General features: G+C 66.6%; 26 protein-coding genes. 19 read left to right on the plus strand and 7 right to left on the minus strand.

Features of this window, described 5'->3' with window-relative positions:
• The first annotated feature begins 274 nt into the window (after window positions 1-274).
• The 4 genes from ACP690_RS15350 to ACP690_RS15365 are packed head-to-tail and all read left to right on the plus strand — an operon-like array spanning window position 275 to window position 3,369.
• Window positions 275-850, plus strand: a complete 576-nt coding sequence (locus tag ACP690_RS15350; protein WP_426261555.1) for a CvpA family protein — start codon at window positions 275-277, stop codon at window positions 848-850.
• Window positions 847-1,284, plus strand: coding sequence for an iron-sulfur cluster assembly scaffold protein (locus ACP690_RS15355; RefSeq protein WP_426261554.1), 438 nt, complete (start codon window positions 847-849; stop codon window positions 1,282-1,284). Before ACP690_RS15350 ends, ACP690_RS15355 begins: the two co-directional genes overlap by 4 nt.
• On the plus strand, window positions 1,277-3,043 hold the full coding sequence (locus tag ACP690_RS15360) for a cation:proton antiporter (protein ID WP_241891669.1): 1,767 nt from the start codon (window positions 1,277-1,279) through the stop codon (window positions 3,041-3,043). The genes ACP690_RS15355 and ACP690_RS15360 overlap by 8 nt, the downstream gene beginning before the upstream one ends.
• Window positions 3,040-3,369 carry a DUF423 domain-containing protein gene (locus tag ACP690_RS15365; protein ID WP_426261553.1) on the plus strand — a complete coding sequence of 110 codons (330 nt, stop codon included), beginning with the start codon at window positions 3,040-3,042 and terminating at the stop codon, window positions 3,367-3,369. The genes ACP690_RS15360 and ACP690_RS15365 overlap by 4 nt, the downstream gene beginning before the upstream one ends.
• 49 nt (window positions 3,370-3,418) lie before the next feature.
• On the opposite strand, the gene ACP690_RS15370 is transcribed toward ACP690_RS15365, so the two are convergent.
• The 4 genes from ACP690_RS15370 to ACP690_RS15385 form a co-directional block, all read right to left on the minus strand.
• The gene (locus ACP690_RS15370; protein WP_426261552.1) at window positions 3,419-5,179 is read right to left on the minus strand and encodes a retroviral-like aspartic protease family protein; all 1,761 of its coding nucleotides are present in this window, start codon (window positions 5,177-5,179) and stop codon (window positions 3,419-3,421) included.
• A 229-nt stretch (window positions 5,180-5,408) separates the two neighbouring features.
• A complete protein-coding gene (locus ACP690_RS15375; RefSeq protein WP_017978657.1) occupies window positions 5,409-5,549 on the minus strand; it encodes a DUF2256 domain-containing protein in 141 nt (46 codons plus the stop codon).
• Entirely contained in the window at window positions 5,549-6,652 is a 1,104-nt protein-coding gene (aroB, locus tag ACP690_RS15380) for a 3-dehydroquinate synthase (RefSeq protein ID WP_426261551.1), read from the minus strand. The genes ACP690_RS15375 and aroB overlap by 1 nt, the downstream gene beginning before the upstream one ends.
• Window positions 6,649-7,218 carry a shikimate kinase gene (locus ACP690_RS15385; RefSeq protein WP_426261550.1) on the minus strand — a complete coding sequence of 190 codons (570 nt, stop codon included), beginning with the start codon at window positions 7,216-7,218 and terminating at the stop codon, window positions 6,649-6,651. The genes aroB and ACP690_RS15385 overlap by 4 nt, the downstream gene beginning before the upstream one ends.
• 74 nt (window positions 7,219-7,292) lie before the next feature.
• On the opposite strand from ACP690_RS15385, the gene ACP690_RS15390 reads away from it, so the two are divergent.
• From ACP690_RS15390 to ACP690_RS15405, 4 genes are all read left to right on the plus strand, one after another.
• Window positions 7,293-7,427: a hypothetical protein gene (locus tag ACP690_RS15390; RefSeq protein WP_018250826.1), complete on the plus strand. Its 135-nt coding sequence runs from the start codon at window positions 7,293-7,295 to the stop codon at window positions 7,425-7,427.
• A gap of 238 nt (window positions 7,428-7,665) precedes the next feature.
• A complete protein-coding gene (locus ACP690_RS15395) occupies window positions 7,666-9,267 on the plus strand; it encodes a hypothetical protein (RefSeq protein ID WP_426261582.1) in 1,602 nt (533 codons plus the stop codon).
• An 11-nt stretch (window positions 9,268-9,278) separates the two neighbouring features.
• Window positions 9,279-10,187, plus strand: coding sequence for a tyrosine recombinase (locus ACP690_RS15400; protein ID WP_426261549.1), 909 nt, complete (start codon window positions 9,279-9,281; stop codon window positions 10,185-10,187).
• Window positions 10,188-10,220: 33 nt separating this feature from the next.
• The gene (locus ACP690_RS15405; protein ID WP_063688953.1) at window positions 10,221-11,168 is read left to right on the plus strand and encodes an acetyl-CoA carboxylase carboxyltransferase subunit alpha; all 948 of its coding nucleotides are present in this window, start codon (window positions 10,221-10,223) and stop codon (window positions 11,166-11,168) included.
• A gap of 118 nt (window positions 11,169-11,286) precedes the next feature.
• Here ACP690_RS15405 and ACP690_RS15410 read toward each other — a convergent pair whose 3' ends face one another.
• Window positions 11,287-11,454: a Flp family type IVb pilin gene (locus tag ACP690_RS15410; RefSeq protein ID WP_018250824.1), complete on the minus strand. Its 168-nt coding sequence runs from the start codon at window positions 11,452-11,454 to the stop codon at window positions 11,287-11,289.
• A gap of 142 nt (window positions 11,455-11,596) precedes the next feature.
• Complete coding sequence (locus ACP690_RS15415; RefSeq protein ID WP_017978665.1) at window positions 11,597-11,797, minus strand: Flp family type IVb pilin; 201 nt, start codon at window positions 11,795-11,797, stop codon at window positions 11,597-11,599.
• 31 nt (window positions 11,798-11,828) lie between these two features.
• Here ACP690_RS15415 and ACP690_RS15420 point away from each other — a divergent pair, with 31 nt between their 5' ends.
• The 10 genes from ACP690_RS15420 (at window position 11,829) to ACP690_RS15465 (ending at window position 15,473) form a co-directional block, all read left to right on the plus strand.
• Window positions 11,829-12,287, plus strand: coding sequence for a (deoxy)nucleoside triphosphate pyrophosphohydrolase (locus ACP690_RS15420; RefSeq protein ID WP_426261548.1), 459 nt, complete (start codon window positions 11,829-11,831; stop codon window positions 12,285-12,287).
• Window positions 12,288-12,539: 252 nt separating this feature from the next.
• On the plus strand, window positions 12,540-12,806 hold the full coding sequence (locus ACP690_RS15425) for a hypothetical protein (RefSeq protein ID WP_198356327.1): 267 nt from the start codon (window positions 12,540-12,542) through the stop codon (window positions 12,804-12,806).
• On the plus strand, window positions 12,803-13,147 hold the full coding sequence (locus tag ACP690_RS15430) for a hypothetical protein (RefSeq protein ID WP_426261547.1): 345 nt from the start codon (window positions 12,803-12,805) through the stop codon (window positions 13,145-13,147). Before ACP690_RS15425 ends, ACP690_RS15430 begins: the two co-directional genes overlap by 4 nt.
• Window positions 13,144-13,311: a hypothetical protein gene (locus ACP690_RS15435; RefSeq protein ID WP_426261546.1), complete on the plus strand. Its 168-nt coding sequence runs from the start codon at window positions 13,144-13,146 to the stop codon at window positions 13,309-13,311. Before ACP690_RS15430 ends, ACP690_RS15435 begins: the two co-directional genes overlap by 4 nt.
• Entirely contained in the window at window positions 13,308-13,616 is a 309-nt protein-coding gene (locus tag ACP690_RS15440) for a hypothetical protein (protein ID WP_426261545.1), read from the plus strand. Before ACP690_RS15435 ends, ACP690_RS15440 begins: the two co-directional genes overlap by 4 nt.
• Window positions 13,613-13,945, plus strand: a complete 333-nt coding sequence (locus tag ACP690_RS15445) for a hypothetical protein (RefSeq protein ID WP_426261544.1) — start codon at window positions 13,613-13,615, stop codon at window positions 13,943-13,945. The genes ACP690_RS15440 and ACP690_RS15445 overlap by 4 nt, the downstream gene beginning before the upstream one ends.
• Entirely contained in the window at window positions 13,946-14,281 is a 336-nt protein-coding gene (locus ACP690_RS15450; RefSeq protein WP_426261543.1) for a DUF6283 family protein, read from the plus strand.
• A 31-nt stretch (window positions 14,282-14,312) separates the two neighbouring features.
• Complete coding sequence (locus ACP690_RS15455) at window positions 14,313-14,573, plus strand: hypothetical protein (RefSeq protein ID WP_426261542.1); 261 nt, start codon at window positions 14,313-14,315, stop codon at window positions 14,571-14,573.
• A 1-nt stretch (window position 14,574) separates the two neighbouring features.
• Window positions 14,575-15,180 (plus strand): hypothetical protein, encoded by a 606-nt coding sequence (locus ACP690_RS15460; RefSeq protein ID WP_426261541.1) that lies wholly within the window; start codon window positions 14,575-14,577, stop codon window positions 15,178-15,180.
• Complete coding sequence (locus ACP690_RS15465) at window positions 15,177-15,473, plus strand: hypothetical protein (RefSeq protein ID WP_426261540.1); 297 nt, start codon at window positions 15,177-15,179, stop codon at window positions 15,471-15,473. Before ACP690_RS15460 ends, ACP690_RS15465 begins: the two co-directional genes overlap by 4 nt.
• 155 nt (window positions 15,474-15,628) lie before the next feature.
• Here ACP690_RS15465 and ACP690_RS15470 read toward each other — a convergent pair whose 3' ends face one another.
• The gene (locus tag ACP690_RS15470) at window positions 15,629-16,699 is read right to left on the minus strand and encodes an RNA-guided endonuclease InsQ/TnpB family protein (RefSeq protein WP_426289877.1); all 1,071 of its coding nucleotides are present in this window, start codon (window positions 16,697-16,699) and stop codon (window positions 15,629-15,631) included.
• A 140-nt stretch (window positions 16,700-16,839) separates the two neighbouring features.
• Between ACP690_RS15470 and ACP690_RS15475 the strand changes: the two genes are divergently transcribed.
• The gene (locus ACP690_RS15475; protein WP_426261539.1) at window positions 16,840-17,058 is read left to right on the plus strand and encodes a hypothetical protein; all 219 of its coding nucleotides are present in this window, start codon (window positions 16,840-16,842) and stop codon (window positions 17,056-17,058) included.
• The last annotated feature ends 18 nt before the right edge of the window (window positions 17,059-17,076 follow it).

Genomic DNA, 17,076 nt, shown 5'->3' on the forward strand with positions numbered 1-17,076 from the left:
GAAGGCGGGAATCCATATCCTCTGACGGTGCGGCTCTCTCGCTACCGGTAGCGCGTCTGGATTCCCGCCTGCGCGGGAATGACGGCGGTGGGTGGGGAAGGCAGGGCGGCAAACGCTGGGCGCCACACGCATGTCGTGGCAATTGGGTAGGGTCGCGATAAAACGTCACGGACGGCGCTCGCGGCGTAGCGGCGTCCCGTTCTCCGCCACATATCGCAGTTCATCCGATGCAGGACTAGCCGCGGGCGTTCCGCGTCCTTATTCCCGGAGGTCTATGGGTCTCACCGCACTCGATATCATCGTTCTGCTGCTCGTCGGGGGCGCGGCGCTGCTAGGCGCGCGGCGGGGGTTCGTCGCGGAGGTGTTGTCGATGTTCGCCTGGGTGGCGATCGTCGCGATGCTGAAGCTGTTCCACGTCGCGCTCGCGGCCAAGCTGGCGGGGACGGTCGGCACGCCGTCGGGCGCGGCGGTGGCGGCGTTCGCGGTCATCGCGGGCGGCACGTATCTGGGCGGCAAGCTGGTCGCCAATGCGATCGGCAAGCGGACGCGCACCTCGATCCTGGGGCCGGTCGACCGCGCGCTGGGCTTCGGCTTCGGCGCGCTGAAAGGGTTGATCCTCGCGAGCCTCGCCTTCCTGCTGGCCGCGTTGCTGGTCGATACCGCGCGTGGCGGGCCCGCGCGGCGGCCGGACTGGATGACCCAGTCGAAATGCTACAATCTGCTCAACGCGACGAGCGCAGGGATCGCCGATTTCGTCGATCGTCGCCGTCGCGGGCTGCCCGTGTTCGGTTCGCGCGCGATGCTGGATCGCGAGGCGGGCCAGCCCGACAATGGAAGTGACGCGCGATGAACGCCCCCTTGTACAATGCCGAAATCCTGCGGCTGGCGGCGTCGATCCCGCACCATGAGCGGCTGGCGCATGCGCAGGCGACCGTGGAAAAGCGATCGCCGATCTGCGGCAGCCGGGTGACGGTGGACGTGGGGCTGGGCGACGACGGCCGGGTGAAGGAGGTCGGGCTGCTGGTACGCGCCTGTGCGCTGGGCCAGGCATCGTCGTCGCTGTTGGCGGCGGACATCGTCGGCAAGACGCCCGAGGAGCTGGCCGCGGCGCGCGATGCGCTGACCGCGTGGCTGGCGCGGGAGGGAAATACGCCCGATTGGCCGGGGATCGACGTGTTCACGCCGGCACTGGACTATACCGCGCGGCACCCCTCGATCCGGCTGGCATTCGAGGCGGCGGCGGAGGCCGCGTTTGCGGCGCGCGCGGAGACGGCCGATGCATGAGGCGGCAGAGGGCGTGTCGATGCTGCGCGACGGGATGATCCTGCTGGGTTTCGGCCTGGGGTTCGTGCTGCTGTTCCGCCGGATCGGCCTGGGTGCGACGCTGGGCTTCCTGGTCGCGGGCGCGGTCGTCGGGCCACATGTGCTGGGCCTGGTCGGCGATGCCGAATCGAAGATGGGGATCGCCGAACTCGGCATTACGCTGCTGCTGTTCGTCGTGGGGCTGGAGCTGAACCCGTCGCGGCTATGGCGGATGAAGCAGGAGATTTTCGGGCTGGGCCTGTTGCAGGTCGTCGCCTGCGGTCTTGCCGTGACGGCCGTCATCTGGGCGTTCGCACATTTCTCCGTCCCAGCATCATTGGCACTGGGCCTGCCGCTGGCGCTGTCGTCGACGGCGCAGGTGCTGCCGATGCTGCAATCGTCGGGGCGGCTGCGCACGCCGTTTGGCGAGCGGGCGTTTTCGATCCTGCTCTTCCAGGACCTGTCGATCGTGCCGCTGATCACGATCGTCGCGGCGATGAGCCGCAACCCCGCCGACGCGGGCGGGCCGCCGGGGTGGCTGCTGGCGCTGTACACGGTCGGGGCGGTGGTCGGGCTGATCCTGGCGGGTCGGTTCCTGCTGCGGCCGCTGTTCCGGCTGATCGGTAATCTGGGCGAGCGCGAGATGTTCGTGTTCGCCGCGCTGTTCACCGTCATCGCCAGCGCGGCGCTGATGGAGGCGCTGGGGCTGTCGACCGCGCTCGGTGCGTTCATCGCGGGCGTGATGTTGGCGGACAGCCCGTACCGGCACGAACTGGAGGCGGATGTCGAGCCGTTCCGGTCGATTTTGCTCGGCCTGTTCTTCCTGGCCGTAGGCATGATGCTGGACCTTCAGGCGATCGCCGAGCGGCCGCTGTTCGTTGCGGCGATGGCGGCGGCGCTGATCGTCACCAAGACGGCGGTCATCACCGGCATCGGTATGGCGTTCAAGATGACGTGGCGCAGCGCGCTGGCGCTGGGGCTGCTGCTGAGCCAGGGCGGCGAGTTCGGCTTCGTGCTGTTCGCGCAGGCGCAATCGGGCTTCCTGATCGCGCCCGAGGCGGCGAGCCTGTTCGGCGCGATCATCACGCTATCGATGGCGACGACGCCGTTCCTGATGGCGGCGACCAAGCGGTTCCGCGAGGAACCGATCGCCAAGGACGAACCGCGCGACGGCCCGACGGCGGACGGCGCCAATGCGATCATCGTCGGCTACGGACGGTTCGGGCAGACGGTGGGGCAGATGCTGCTGGCGCAGGACATCCCCGTCACGCTGATCGACACCGATATCGAGATGATCGACATCGCCGGCGAATTCGGCGCCAAAGTCTATTACGGCGACGGCACGCGGATCGACCTGTTGCGACAGGCAGGCGCGGCAGAAGCTGAGCTGATCCTGTTCTGCATGGACGGCGACCAGATCGATGCGGAGATGCTGGAGGGCATCCACGAAGCCTTCCCGCAGGCGGCGATCTACGTCCGCGCATTCGACCGGCGGGCGCTGGTGCGGCTGAAGAAGAGCTCGGCGGTGTACGTCGTGCGCGAGGTGCTGGAGTCGGCGATCAAGATGGCGCGGGTCGCGATGCGCGACCTGGGCATCGGGCAGGCGGATATCGATCGGGCCGAGGACATGTACCGTAGCCGCGACAAGGAACGGCTGCGCATCCAGATCGAGGCGGGCGACCTGCGCGCGGCGCGGGCGCTGGTCGCCGAACAGCAACCCTGGGGGAATGATCCGCGATGATCCTTGGCCTGCTTGCCGCGCTGTCGGGCGCGATCGCCGTCGCTGCCGGGGCGTTCGGGGCGCATGGCGCGAGCGGCCCGGCGATCGAATGGCTGAAGACCGGGGGGCAGTATCAGCTGATCCATGCGGTGGCGGCGCTGGTGGCGCTGCGGTTCGATGCGCGCGGGCCGGCGTGGCTGTTCGTGGCGGGATCGGCGATCTTTGCAGGCACGCTGTATCTGATGGCGCTGGGCGCTCCGCGCTGGCTGGGGGCGGTGACGCCGATTGGCGGCACGCTCTTGATTATCGGATGGTTGTGGTTCGCCTGGGGGTTGCGTGGGGCTTAGGGTGGCCGTCATTGCTTCACTGCGCTCGCAATGACGGTGGCGGCGGGTTTCAAACGAAACCGTAGCGTTTCGCCCGCGCGGTGATCGTCTTGCTCAGGCCCTGCGCGGTGGCGATGTCGCGGTCGCCATCGGCGGTGCGGCCAAGGTGGCGTTCGGCGAGGCCGCGGCCGTAGAGCGCCCAGACCAGTTTGGGATTGATCGCTAGCGCCGCGGTGAAGTCCGCCACCGCGGCATCATAGGCGCCCTGGCGGAAGGCGACGAGGCCGCGGCCATCGAGGTAATTAGCGTCGGTCGGAACGGCGCGCACCGCGGCGGCGCAGTCGGCCTTCGCCGCATCGATATCCTTGTTAGGCAACAGGCGCGCCCAGCAGCGGCCGTTCTGCGCTTGGGACCGGCGGGCGTCCTCGCGATGGCTGGCGAGCCACAGGTCGTATTGGCCGATCGCCGCGTCGAAGGCGTCGGATTCGAGGTAGAGCTGCCCCATCCAAAGCCGCTGATTGTCCTCCTTTGGCAGGCGGCCGGCGGCATCGTCGAGGTCGCTGATCGCCCCGGCGTCGTTCCGCGCGCGCATCCTGAGTTCGGCGCGCAGCAAGCGGGCGCGAACGTCGTTGGGATCGAGCGCGAGCGTCGTGCCGAGATCGTCCATCGCCAGCACGGGGCGGCGATCGGCGATATAGGCGAGCGCGCGCTGGCGGACGTAGCGCGCTTCCTTGGGGGCGAGCGTGACGGCGTGGCTGAAGGCGTCGATCGCGCCCGACAGGTCATGCTGCGTCTGAAGCATCGCACCGCGCTGGCTATAGCCCTCTGCCGTCGTCGGCGCGGTGGCATCGACACCGCCGACCGCGGCGATCTGGCTGGCGGCATCGATATGCGATTTGGTGTCGAACAGCCGGCCGCCGGTATAGGTGAAATAGATGCGGTGCTGCGCGTTCGACACATAGAGGCGGTGCGAGACGAACCAGTCGGCGCCGAGTAGCATGTCGTTGTCGAACGACGGGCCGAGATCCGCGAAATGCAGGCGGATGTTGTGCAATTCCTCGTTGCCGATCTTCAGCAGCGCGAAATGGCCGATCCAGCCTTGCGTGACGTGGCGGCCGATGCCGGTTTCCCAGCCCGAGGCCTCGACGCCCGGATCGCCGGGGTGGACGCCCGCGCGCGCGGCGGCCTTCAGCGTCAGCACGGTCTGCGCGGCGCCGGTGTCGAAGACGGTCCGGAGCTTCGCGCCGTTCAGTTCGGTGGTGCCGACGGTGTGCGATAGGGCGTTCTGGCGCGCTTCGATGGGGATTTCGAAGAAGGGCTTGCCTTGCGTCCAATAGGCCATGGCGAGCTTGCCGCAGCCCTGCGCGCGGAACAGGCGGACGGCGCCGCCGGGCAGATCATATTCGACATCGCCGATGCTGAGGACGTTCTGGCCGAGCAGGCCGGTCTGGCCGACATCGGTGCCACCGACGAGGAACTGCACCTGCGGAATATCCGCACCGGCGAGGCCGAAGTGGCGGACGGTCGTGAGATCGACGTCCGATTCGCCGCCGATCCCCTTCATGTGCAGACCGACGGGTGCAGGCTGGAGATGGAGGCCGAACGCCTTGGCGACGGGCGCGGGCATCATGCTGTACGAGGCGCCGCTGTCGAGGATGAAGGGGGCGGGCTTGCCGTCGATGGTGGTCTGCACGATCGGGCGCCAGCCCTGCATGGTGATCGGCAGATTGGCGAGGATGCCCGCCTTGCAGGTGGCGGCCTGGGCGGGGGTGATCGCGGTGGTGGCGAGCAGGGTGGCGGCGATTGCCGATGCCGTGATGTGCCGCGCCATGTGCCGTCCCCCCATATGTGTGTCGGGGGAGGGTAGAGGCGGAAGCTGACAAGTGGCTTACGGGTGGGGGGTGTGAGGTGGCGGTTGCCCCAGGAGCGCCGTCACCCCGGATTGGTTCCGGGGTCCACTCTGCGGCGAGGGGGGTGGATTGAGCCTCTTGCCGTCCCCTGGGGGCCCGGTGGACCCCGGAACAAGTCCGGGGTGACGGAGTGTGTGAGGCGCGGCCGCGTTACCGTTTCTTGCGGCAGGCGTCGGAGCAATAGACGACGTTGTCCCAGTCGCGCGCCCATTTCTTGCGCCACGTGAAGGGGCGGTTGCAGGCGGGGCAGACCTTGGTCGGCAGGTCGCGCTTGGCGGTGCCGTTGGGCATCAGCGCGGCTGCCGGTCTAGGAACGCCGCGACGTCGGCGAGGTCGATGGTCTTGTCGAGATACGTCTGGCCGATGCCGCGGGCGAGCAGGAAGGGCAGGGTGCCGGCCGCCATCTTCTTGTCGTGGCGCATATGGTCGACCAGGCGCGCGCCGCTGGCGGCGATGCCGGCGGCGGTGAGGCCATCGGGCAGGCCGACGGCACGCATGTGCGCGGCGACGCGGGCGGCGTCGTCGGGTGGGCACAGGTCGTGCGCGGCGGAATAGGCGAAGGCGAGCGCGCAGCCGGCGGCGACGCCCTCGCCATGGATCAGGCTGCCGTCGAAGCCGGCTTCCGCCTCCAGCGCATGGCCGAAGGTGTGACCGAGGTTGAGCAGCGCGCGCGTGCCGTTGGTTTCGTGCTCGTCGGCGGCGACGATGCGCGCCTTGGCGGCGACGGCATGCGCGATGGCATAATGGCGCGCGGCGGGGTCGCCAGCGAGCAAAGCGGCGCCATTGGCTTCGCACCAGGCGAAGAAGGCGGGATCGTCGATCAGGCCGTATTTGACGACCTCGGCATAGCCGGCGCGGACTTCGCGCAAGGGCAGCGTATCGAGGACCGTCGGATCGATCAGCACCAACGCGGGCTGGTGGAAGGCGCCGATCAAATTCTTGCCGGCGGCGGTGTTGATCGCGGTCTTGCCGCCAACCGAGCTGTCGACCTGTGCGAGCAGGGTGGTGGGCACCTGCACGAAATTGCAGCCGCGCTTCAGGATGGCGCAGGCGAAGCCGACGAGGTCGCCGATCACGCCGCCACCGATCGCGATGACATGGTCGCCGCGCTCGACACCGAGGCCGAGCAGCCGGTCGCACAGCTCGCTGAGGTGCGGCCAGCTCTTGGTGCCCTCACCCGGTGGCAGCACGATCGTCTCGCTGGCGACCCCCACGGCGGCGAGGCTGTCGCGCACGGTGTCGGCATGGGGCAGGACGTGATCGTCGGTGACGATCGCCATGGTACGGCCGCGGGCGAGCGGGGCCAGATGCTCTGCGGCGCGGGCGAGCAGGCCGTCCTCGATCAATATGGGGTAGCTGCGGTCGCCCAGTTCGACCGTGACGCGCGCGCTCATGCCGTATGCCCCGGCTGACGGATCGCCTTCAGGATCGCATTGACCGTGGTTTCGTGCGGCGACTTGTTGCTGGTGATGTGGATATGCGCCTCGGCATAGATCGGGTTGCGGATCGCGGCGAGCTCGGCCAGCACCGCGCGGGGGTTCTTGCCGCGCAGCAGCGGGCGGGTGTCGCGCCGGCCGACGCGCTCGGCGAGCACGTCCGGGTTGGCGTGTAGCCAGATGGCGGTCGACGATTCGAGGATCAGCGCGCGCGTATCGGGATTGATGAAGGCGCCGCCGCCGGTCGCGATCACCTTTGGCGTGCCGTCGATCAGCCGGGCGATGACGCGGCGTTCGCCGTCACGGAAATAGGCCTCGCCGAAGCGTTCGAAGATTTCGGCGACGGTCATACCGGCCGCCTCCTCGATCGCGTGGTCGGCATCGACGAAGGGCAGGCGCAGGCGGGCGGCAAGGCGGCGCCCCACGGTCGATTTGCCGACCCCCATCAACCCGACGAGCACGATCGCGCGTGGCGGTTTCGCGGGGGCATGATCGTCGGACGGGGGAACAGCGCTTTGCAACATCGGTCTCGGCGCTATACAGCGGGTCAGGACGGGGCAACAGCTCCGGTTTGCGTTTACGTGTTGCAAGGTACGGTATGTCCCGCTTCGTCCTTTCCGTCATCGTCGTTCTCGTGGTGATCGTCGGTGGCCTGTTCTTGCTCGCCGGTCGGGCCTCCGAACGGCCGCAGACCCATGTCGAGAAGGCCGTGACGCTTGCCAACCTCAGCTAGGACGCGCGTCCGCCTGCTGGCCCGGGGTGCGGCGCTGACCGCGATCGCGATCGCGGCGGTGCCGGCGTTCACCTCCGCCATCGGGCAGGAGCGTCCCGAATCGATCCTGCCGCCGGGCTTTGGCGAGCCCGCGTCGCAGCCGGCCGCACGGCCGACGCCGGCGCGCACGGGTCCGTCTGCCGCGCCCGCCCCGGCCGCGAGCGGCACGCCGGCGTCCGGCCAGGCGGCCGGCACAGGCATGGTGCAGCCCTTGCCCAGCGATACGCCGACGCCGGTCGCCAGCGCGACGCCCACCCCGGTGGCGACGATCGATCCGTCGGTGCTGGCGCAATATGAGATGCCGGCCTTTGCCCGGCGGTCGCTCGACCGGGTCGGCCCGGCCGGCGCGCGCGAGGGCGGGCTGGAGGCGAATGCCTTCGCCGGCGCGGACGGGCGCTTTGCCGAGGCGCTGATGCGCCGGGTGGCCGCGCCGCTGCCGTCGCGCTGGCTGTCGATCCTGCTGCGGCGGACGCTGGCAGCGCAGCTCGACACGCCCGAGAATGTCGATGGCGCGGACTTTGCCGCCGAGCGTGCGTGGCTGTTGCTGCGCATGGGCGAATCGGTCGCGGCGCGGGCCGTGGCGCAGAGCGTCGACAATGCGAATTACACGCCGAAACTGTATCAGGTTGCGATGAACACCGCGCTCGCCACGGGTGATCCGGGCGAGTTGTGCGGGATCGCCGATGCGGGCCTCGCCGCGACGCACGAGCGCGGCTGGACGATGGCGCAGGCGATGTGCGCGGCGCTTGCCGCCGAGCCGGGCCGCGCCAAGACGCTGCTTGCTGCGGCGAAGCGGCGCAACGTCGCGAGCGGGATCGATTATCAGCTGGCACAGAAAGTGGTCGGCGCAGGTCCCGATGGTGGGCAGGCGGTGACGATCGAATGGGCGGGCGTCGACGTGCTGACCGCGTGGCGCTTCGGCCTCGCGATTGCGACCGGCGTGACCGTGCCCGATACGCTGTTCGCGACCACCGGGCAGCAGGCGCGCTATTGGTATGCGCTGTCGCCGAGCGTGCCGCTGGGCGACCGCGTGCCCTATGCCGAGGCGGCGGCCGGACAGGGCGTGCTATCGTCGGCGGCGTTGGTCGATCTGTATGGCGCGGTGGATGCTGCGAACGATATGCCGAGCGGTGCCGCGGCGGCGGCGAACGATCTGCGTGCCGCCTATGTCGGCAACGACGTCGATACGCGGCTGGCGGCGATGCGGCGGCTGTGGGGCGGGGACAACAAGGGCGCCGAGCCGTCCTATGCGCGGCTGGTGCTGACCGCGCGCGCGGCGGGGCGCCTGCCGGCGCGGCTGGGCGTCGCTGACGCGCGCTACCTCGTTGCGTCGATGCTGACCGCGGGGCTCGATCGCACCGCGACGCGCTGGCGCCCGGCGGTGGAAGAAGGCGGCGACGCCTGGGCGATGATCGCGCTCGCCGATCCGGATATGACGGGGCAATTGAGCTATCGTCAGCTGTCCTCCTACGTCGGGCGCGGCGATGCGGCGCTGAAGCAGCGCTTGTTCTTTGCGGGCCTCGCCGGCCTGGGGCGGCTGTCTGCCGACGATATCGAGCGGGCGGCGAAGGCGCTGGACGTGCGGATCGGTGCCCAGAACACGTGGACGCGCGCGATCGACCGTGCGGCGGCTGACGGGCAGCAGGGCATGGTCGTGGTCCTCGCCGCGATCGGCATGCAGACGCCGCGCTGGGACGGCGTGCCACCCGCGATGCTCTACCGCATCGTCGGCGCGCTGCGCGCCGTCGGGCTGGAGGGCGAGGCGCGGATGATCGCGGCCGAGGCGCTGGCGCGGGCCTGATCGCCGGGATCATGGCCACCGACCGCGCGCTGATCGAGCGGTTCCTCGAGATGCTGGCCGCCGAAGCCGGCGCGGCGGCGAACACCATCGCGGCCTATCGCAGCGACCTGTCGCTGGCGTCTGAGGTGCTGAGCGGCGGGCTGGTGGAAGCGGATGCGGCGGCGTTGCAGCGGCTGGCGGAGGCATGGCGCGCGCTGGCGAAGAGCAGCGTGGCGCGCAAATCGGCGGCGTTGCGGCGTTTCTATGCCTTTCTGGTCGACGAGGGGCATCGCGCGGACGATCCGGGGGCGGCGTTGCCCCGGCCGGGGACGGCGCGGCCGCTGCCCAAGGTGCTGAGCGTGGACGACGTCGATGCGTTGTTCGGGGCGATCGGCGATCGGCTGGCTGCGGCGATGCCGACGCGTGCCGACCTGCGGCTCGCGGCGTTGATCGAGCTCTTGTACGGATCTGGGCTGCGCGCGACCGAGCTGGTCAGCCTGCCACGCAATGCCATTCACCCCGACCGGCCGTTCCTGATCCTGAAGGGCAAGGGCGGCCGCGAGCGGCTGGTGCCGATATCCGACCGTGCTCGCGCCGCGGTGGCGGCGTGGCGGGTGCATGTCGCGGCGGATCGGGCGTGGCTGTTCCCGTCGGGCAAGGGGCATCTGACGCGGGTACGCCTGTATCAGCTGGTGAAGGCGCTGGCGGCGGAAGCGGGCATTCCGCCCGATCGGGTCAGCCCGCACGTGCTACGCCATGCCTTCGCGACGCATCTGCTGGCCGGTGGTGCGGATTTGCGCGCGTTGCAGGCGATGCTGGGCCATGCCGATATCGCGACGACCGAAATCTATACGCATGTCGATGCCAGCCGCCTCGTCGCGCTGGTCAACACGCGCCACCCGCTGGCCGACCCCGAACGGCGCGACAGCGGCACGCGTTGACGCGACGGGCTGTGGCCCGTAACCGGCGGCACTATGGCGAGCTTCCTCGAATTTGAAAAACCGATTGCCGAACTGCAGGGCCGGATCGACGAACTGCGGGCGACCGCGGCGGATGGCACCGTGGACATCGCTGCCGATCTGGTGCGGCTGCAGGGCAAGTCGGACAAGCTGCTGCGCGACACGTTCGCGAAGCTGACCCCGTGGCAGAAGACGCAGGTCGCCCGGCATCCCGAGCGGCCGCATTTCAAGGATTATGTCGCCGGGCTGTTCGACGAGTTCGTGCCGCTGGCCGGTGATCGTGCCTTTGCCGACGACCAGGCGATCATGGGCGGCTTCGCGACGTTCCGCGGCACGAAGGTGATGGTGATCGGCCACGAAAAGGGCTCGGACACCGCGACGCGCCTGCGCCACAATTTCGGCATGGGCAAACCCGAAGGCTATCGCAAGGCGATCCGTCTGGTCGAGATGGCCGACCGGTTCGGCCTGCCGGTGGTGACGCTGGTCGACACGATGGGTGCCTTCCCCGGCATCGAGGCGGAGGAGCGCGGCCAGGCCGAGGCGATCGCGCGCTCGACCGAGGCGTGCCTGGCCGCGGGTGTTCCCGTGGTCGCTGCGATCGTCGGCGAAGGCGGATCGGGCGGCGCGATCGCGCTGGCTGCGGGCAATCGCGTGCTGATGTTCGAACATGCCATCTATTCGGTGATCAGCCCCGAAGGCTGCGCGTCGATCCTGTGGCGCACCGCGGACAAGGCGGCGGAGGCGGCCGAGGCGATGCGCGTGACGGCGCAGGACCTCAAGACCTTCGGCGTGATTGACACGATCGTGCCCGAGCCGCTGGGCGGCGCGCATCGCGATCCGGCCGAGGCGATCCGCCTGCTGGGCGACGCGTTGCGCGATGCGCTGGCGTCGCTGTCGGGCCGTGATGCCGCGACGCTGCGGCGCGAGCGGCGCGAGAAGTTCCTGGCGATGGGGCGGCTGTAAGACACGGCCAGTCCCCGGTGCGGGGCGGTAGCTTCCGCCTCGCGTCCTCTGCCAAAACGAAAAGGGCGGCGAACCCGTGAGGTCCGCCGCCCTGTTTCATTCGATCGAACGGTAGCGCTTAGGTGGCGCTCATGTTCGACGAGACGTTGTTGAAGGTCGTGGTCAGCTTGGTGCCCAGGCCCTTCATCGCAGCAATGGCGGCGACGGCGATCAGCGCGGCGATCAGGCCGTACTCGATGGCGGTGGCGCCCTTGCTGTTCTTGATGAACTTACGAATCGCTAGCATTCCGGTCTCCATGTTCGAACTTCAGTCACCCGGCTGAACCGGAAGTCCGGAGCAGCGGGGACGGGTGTACGGGGGTGAGGTTGCCAAAGGTTTAAGACGAGCGGCTAAGGTATTGCTCAAAACGGCGGATTTCTGCGGCTGATTAGCCAGCCTTGCTGACCTGGTCGGACACGTTGGTCCACATATTGACCGTGACGCCCGCGACCCCGCGCAGCGCGACGATCATGACCAGCACGACGAGCGCGAGAATCAGTCCGTATTCGACCGCCGTCGCGCCGCGCGCGTTGCGCAGGGCCGGAGCGAGCCGCCGGACGAGACGACGAAGGTACGCGCGCGCTGTCATGGCGTCGGCGATAGGGGAAAGCGCTTAAGAAATGGTCGACACGTGTAACGATATCGCCGGCGAGGCCGTCACGCTGTTGCCGGTCGTGGCGGCGGCGATGCTGGATGGTGAGGGACGCGTGCTGCTGCAGCGGCGCCCGCCGGGCAAGCAGATGGCGGACCTGTGGGAATTTCCCGGCGGCAAGATCGACCCCGGCGAACGCCCCGAAGCCGCGCTGGTGCGCGAACTGGGCGAGGAGCTCGGCATCGTCGTGGATCAGGAGGGCTGCGTTCCGCTGACCTTCGCCAGCGCGCCGCTGGGCGGGCGGCATTTGCTGCTGCTGCTCTACGTGATTCGCGACTGGCAGGGCGATCCGCAGGCGCTGGAGGCGACCGAGCTGGCGTGGGTGACGCCCGCGGCGATGCGCGATTTGCCGATGCCGCCCGCCGACGTTCCGTTGGTGGCGATGCTGGATCGCTGGTTGACCGGAAACGATGCAATCGGCGGTTGACGCCACGGGGAAAACCGATCATCAGCCGCCCTCCCGCATCGAGGCGCGATGGCGGAGTGGTGACGCAGAGGACTGCAAATCCACCGACAGCCTCGCTCCTAGCTAATGAGTTCGCACGATTCACTGTCCGTTCCACCCACCGGATTCCGTGGGTTTTGAGCGCGGCTGCGAACTCGACACTCGCCTCCGCATACGAAAAAGGGCCGCTCGGTTGCAGCCGAACGACCCCGACCAAACGAGTTGGAGGCTCGAATGGCTGACGATCCCAATACCATCCTGCTGACTGAGGTCTACCCGAAGCTCCGCGTACCAGTGCCGGGTGAGGGCGAGTGGCTGGACTTCTTCATTGACGATACGACGAAGCGCTATCGGCTCATCTGGCGGTTGAACGACGGCCCGCGAGATGATCCCGATACCGTTGAGTTCGGGTTCATATCGGGCCACAAAAGCATGCAGGCGGCGCAGTCGAAAGCTGCGTGGCTCGTGCAGGCTCAGCGCATGTTGGGGCTGGCGGCATGAGCGGCGTCTGCGCGACCTGCGGCTTTCCATGGGGGATGGATGCCATCCGGCACTCGGACACGTGCGACGATCGTCGGCTTGCTACCGCTGATGAGGCGGTGGCTGAGATGATGGCCCAAACCGACGAGCAAATCCTCGCATCCTCCACGCCCGAGGAAATTGACGCGGCCTGCAAGCTGCATGGCTCTATCATGGCGACCAGCGAACGCATGTCTGTCGTCGCGTTCCTCCGCAACGGTGGTCAAAAGATCAGGGGCGAGTGGTTCTCTTGGGACACGGAGATGCGAGGCTACGCCAAAAGCTTCGCAGACATGATCGAGCGCGAGGATCATCATCAATGACCCAAGAGGTTGCTCCCGCGCTCTATGCCGCTCTTGTCGAGGCAAAAAAGGCCCTGTGGATGGAGCACCGCCACATGTGGAACCTCGAAGATTTCAACAATTTCGCCGTCGTGCAGCAAATCAATGCCGCGCTGACGCTATCCGATGGAAAGGTCCGCCCATGAGCGACAATATGCCTGTGGCCTGCGCTAACGTCCGCACGGAATGGGATATGGCGCTGTCTGCTATCGCAGCCGGCAATGCTGCCACGCTTGACGTAGCCGAGGCCATGCGTGGCGACATGCCGATTGGCGACAATCTCCGGCATCGTGAAACGGCCTATCAGATGGCTGACGCGCTCCGCTCGGTGCTGGCGCTGCTGCATGCCGCTCCGCCCGAATACGAAAACCTCGACCAGCGCGGGCAGTACGATGACGGCTGTCGGCTACTCGTCGCTGTACAGGAATATCTTGAGGGGTGGGAAGAATGACGGCCGATGAGATCAGGAGCATCATCCGCACATGGCTCGATGCTGACGATGCAACCCATTGGGGCGCATTTGAGCAGGCGCTGGATGCCGCCACATCTGGCGAGACAGAGCGCTCGCTGATCGTCTCCATGTTGCGAGACGACGCCGCTACGATGCGCGCGAACGCTGACGCATATAGCGAGGAAGCGCCATCGGACGCTCGCGCTCTTCATGAGGTGGCAGCGACTTTGGCCTTCAAGGCTGCGCAGATCGAACGCGGCGATCACTATCTGCAACTTCTCGCCGACGATCCCACCCACCCCCGCCACCCCGACATAGGAGAGGGATAGATGGGCTGGAAGCTGAAGCGCACGCATCAGTGCGAGAAGTGTCCGTGGCGCGTCGAGACAGACCCGCACGATATTCCGAACGGCTATAGCGAAGATCTGCATCGCGGGCTGGCTGACACTATTGCTGATCCAGGATCGCTGCGCGGGTCAGGGCGGGTTATGGCCTGCCATGAACACGACAGCGCCGATGAAGTGCATTGCGTCGGCTGGCTGGTGAACCAGCTCGGGTCCGGCAATAACATCGGCATGCGACTGCGAATGCTGTCCTGCGAAAATGGTTGGTCAATCCGCTTACGCGGCGAGCAACATGAAACGTTTGAGCAAACGCTGCCGTGACCACCCCCACCACCAAACCCAGGAGCGCAGAATGAGCGAGGCAACGCAATTCGAGGGCGCTGAAAATTATGCGGCCTCGGGGCCTGCTGACCGCTTATGGTTTGAGCTTCAGTGGCGAGAGTGGCCACATCGGGTGAACGACGACCGCACAACGAACATCAGTTTCCACTACGGCGGGGTGCAGGCTTATCGCAAAATCCATGGCTCCGACCCGGCGATGTCTACCGACTTTCGCAGCCATGTCGAGTGGCTTGATCGTCGCCAACCTGTTCCCGCCCGCAAAGGAGAGTGAAATGCCCACAGGATATACCGCCGATGTTGCCGATGGCAGTGTCACTGACCTCACCACGTTCGCTATGCGGCTGGCACGCGGCATGGGCGCGACTGTCACAATGCGCGATGATCCGATGGACAAGCCGATCCCCGAGGCGTTCGAGCCATCGCGATACCATGCGGAGAGGCTGGAGGAAGCGAAAGCCGAGCGCGACCGCCTACATGCTTTGACGGATGCAGAAACGCAGGCGGAAGCCGAGGCGGAACACGCTGAGTTTCTGTCTGATCGCGCGAATGCGAGGGACGAGCACAACGCCTGCGTGCTGCGCTACAAGGCGATGATCGACAAGGTGGAGGCTTGGCAGGGCGCACCCGAGGGGATTAAGGAGTTTGCCCTCGACCAGCTGCGATCCGGCATGGACTTCGACTGTCCCCGTGAGTTTCGCTTTTATCGGCAAGAGCCGACCACCGATGGCGCAGAATGGATGGCCGACAAGCTGGCGCAGATTGAGCGCGACATAGAATATCACGCAAAGAAAGACGCAGAGGAACGCGCTCGAACCGATGGCCGCAATGCCTGGATCGCGCAGCTTCGCCGCTCGCTTGCCACTGGAGACCCCGCATGACCGACCTCACGCGCGAAGGGCTGGTGGAGCTGGCGGATAGGGTCGAAGCGCTGAAAACCAGCGACAACGCGGTTGACGTGCTGTGCGAGATCGCGCTGTTCCGGCCAAGCACGACGTGGGCGTCGATCCGCGCTAATCATGCCGGCACAAAGGTAATCCTGACCGATCAGAACGGCCGGGACGCCACCTTCCGCGCGGACGACTGGACGCATGAGGTGCTGGGCGGCCCGCGCGTGCGAGCACAAACCGCAGCATCGTTGCGCGCCCGAGCGATGGAGGCGGGTCGTGGATAAGAGCGATCGCGATCACTACCGCCGCGGCGAGTTGCTACCAGTGATCCACACCATGGACGGACGCCGCATCGTTGGCTGGCCCGGCACCTGGCAGTACGAGATCACGTCGGCTATTCCTCGCCACCACAGGAGCCACCGTTAACATGCTCCCTGCCCTAAAAGGCGGGGATTCCCCCAGCGGGAGGCTGATGTTCCAGCCCGACGCGTAGTATGTTTCGGGCTGCGTTTACATCGCGATCGTGCGACGTACCGCAGTCCGAGCATTCCCAGCGCCTTATTCCAAGACCTGCGATACCTCTCGGCCTCGACGCGGGCATGGAACCGCACGCCGAACAGACTTGGGAACTGTATCGTTCATCGGCTTCAACAAACACGGCTCCGTGCCTTCTGGCCTTGTACTGGAGCATATGTCGAAACGCACTCCAGCCTGCATCGAGCACGGATTTTGCCATTCGTGTCTTAGCAAGGGAGGCGGCGTTTACGTTGCCGACGACGATCAGAAAGTTTTCGCGAGCGAGACGTGTCGATTGCTCGTGAAGATGGTGGCGCCGCGCGTTCGCGATTTTTGCGTGGATCGCACGGACCCGTTTCTTGTTTCCGGCGCGCTGCGCGACAGCCAGAAGACACTCGTATTTCCGGTAATGCCGCAGGGCCGGGATATGGGTTCCATCCGACATCGTAGCGAGGTTCTTCAAGCCGAGATCAATGCCGATATGGCCACTACCAGTCGGCAGATCATCGGCCACCTCGCACTGGAACGTCACGTACCAGCGGCCACGGGCATCTTCGACGAAAGAACCCGCTTTTATTTCTCCATTCAATTCCCGCGACTTCCAGAACGAAAAGTTGCGCTTGAGGTAAACGGCCTGGTTCTCCCGAACCTTAACCGCGCGAGTGATAAACGGGATCCAGCTAAGAGCACGCTTTGGACCGAAACTGGCTCGGAATTTGGGGCACCGACGATGCTGGTCACGCGATTTGACGAACTGACGGCAGATGCCGCTGACCGTATCCGAGTGAAGCCCGATATCGGCCGCACAACCGGTGGTGAGTTTGATCAGGTCGAAAGCAGACGGCCACCTCGTTTGGAGGCCTCCCTGTCGTCTGCGCTGCGCCTCGCGTTGGGTGGCGACGCAAAAATTCCACACTTGGTTGCATGCGATGCCGTACCGCCGAAGATGACGGTCCCCGCTTTTAATGCGGTACTTGAAGGTCATCACCGGCATAGTTAAAATGTATTAGTCGACACGGAATACATCAAGTCAAGAATTGCAGATAAGGTGAGGGGATTATACGGAAAGCCCCGATCGTAAAAAGTGCGCCTGCCGGATTATACATCCGTTGCATGTTCCGCTAACGTTCCGCCATGGACCCGCGCTGCAAACACGCCGACGACATGGTGAACCCCATAACGGATGCCTGCGCGAAGGAGCTGTCGGCCTACACCCCGGTCAACGAAATCCCGTTTGACGTGCCGTTTGGAACGACCTGGTTCACCGGGACTGCGGAGTATCGAGACTTCTTCCGCGATCGGGCTCGGCGGTTTCTGGCCGGCGATCTGTCGGTGATGCCGATGAAGGGGTGAGGTGGCGGCTACCGGAAC

Origin of the sequence: Sphingomonas sp. DC4900, from assembly GCF_049896485.1 — a bacterium.
Lineage (GTDB): Bacteria > Pseudomonadota > Alphaproteobacteria > Sphingomonadales > Sphingomonadaceae > Sphingomonas > Sphingomonas aquatilis.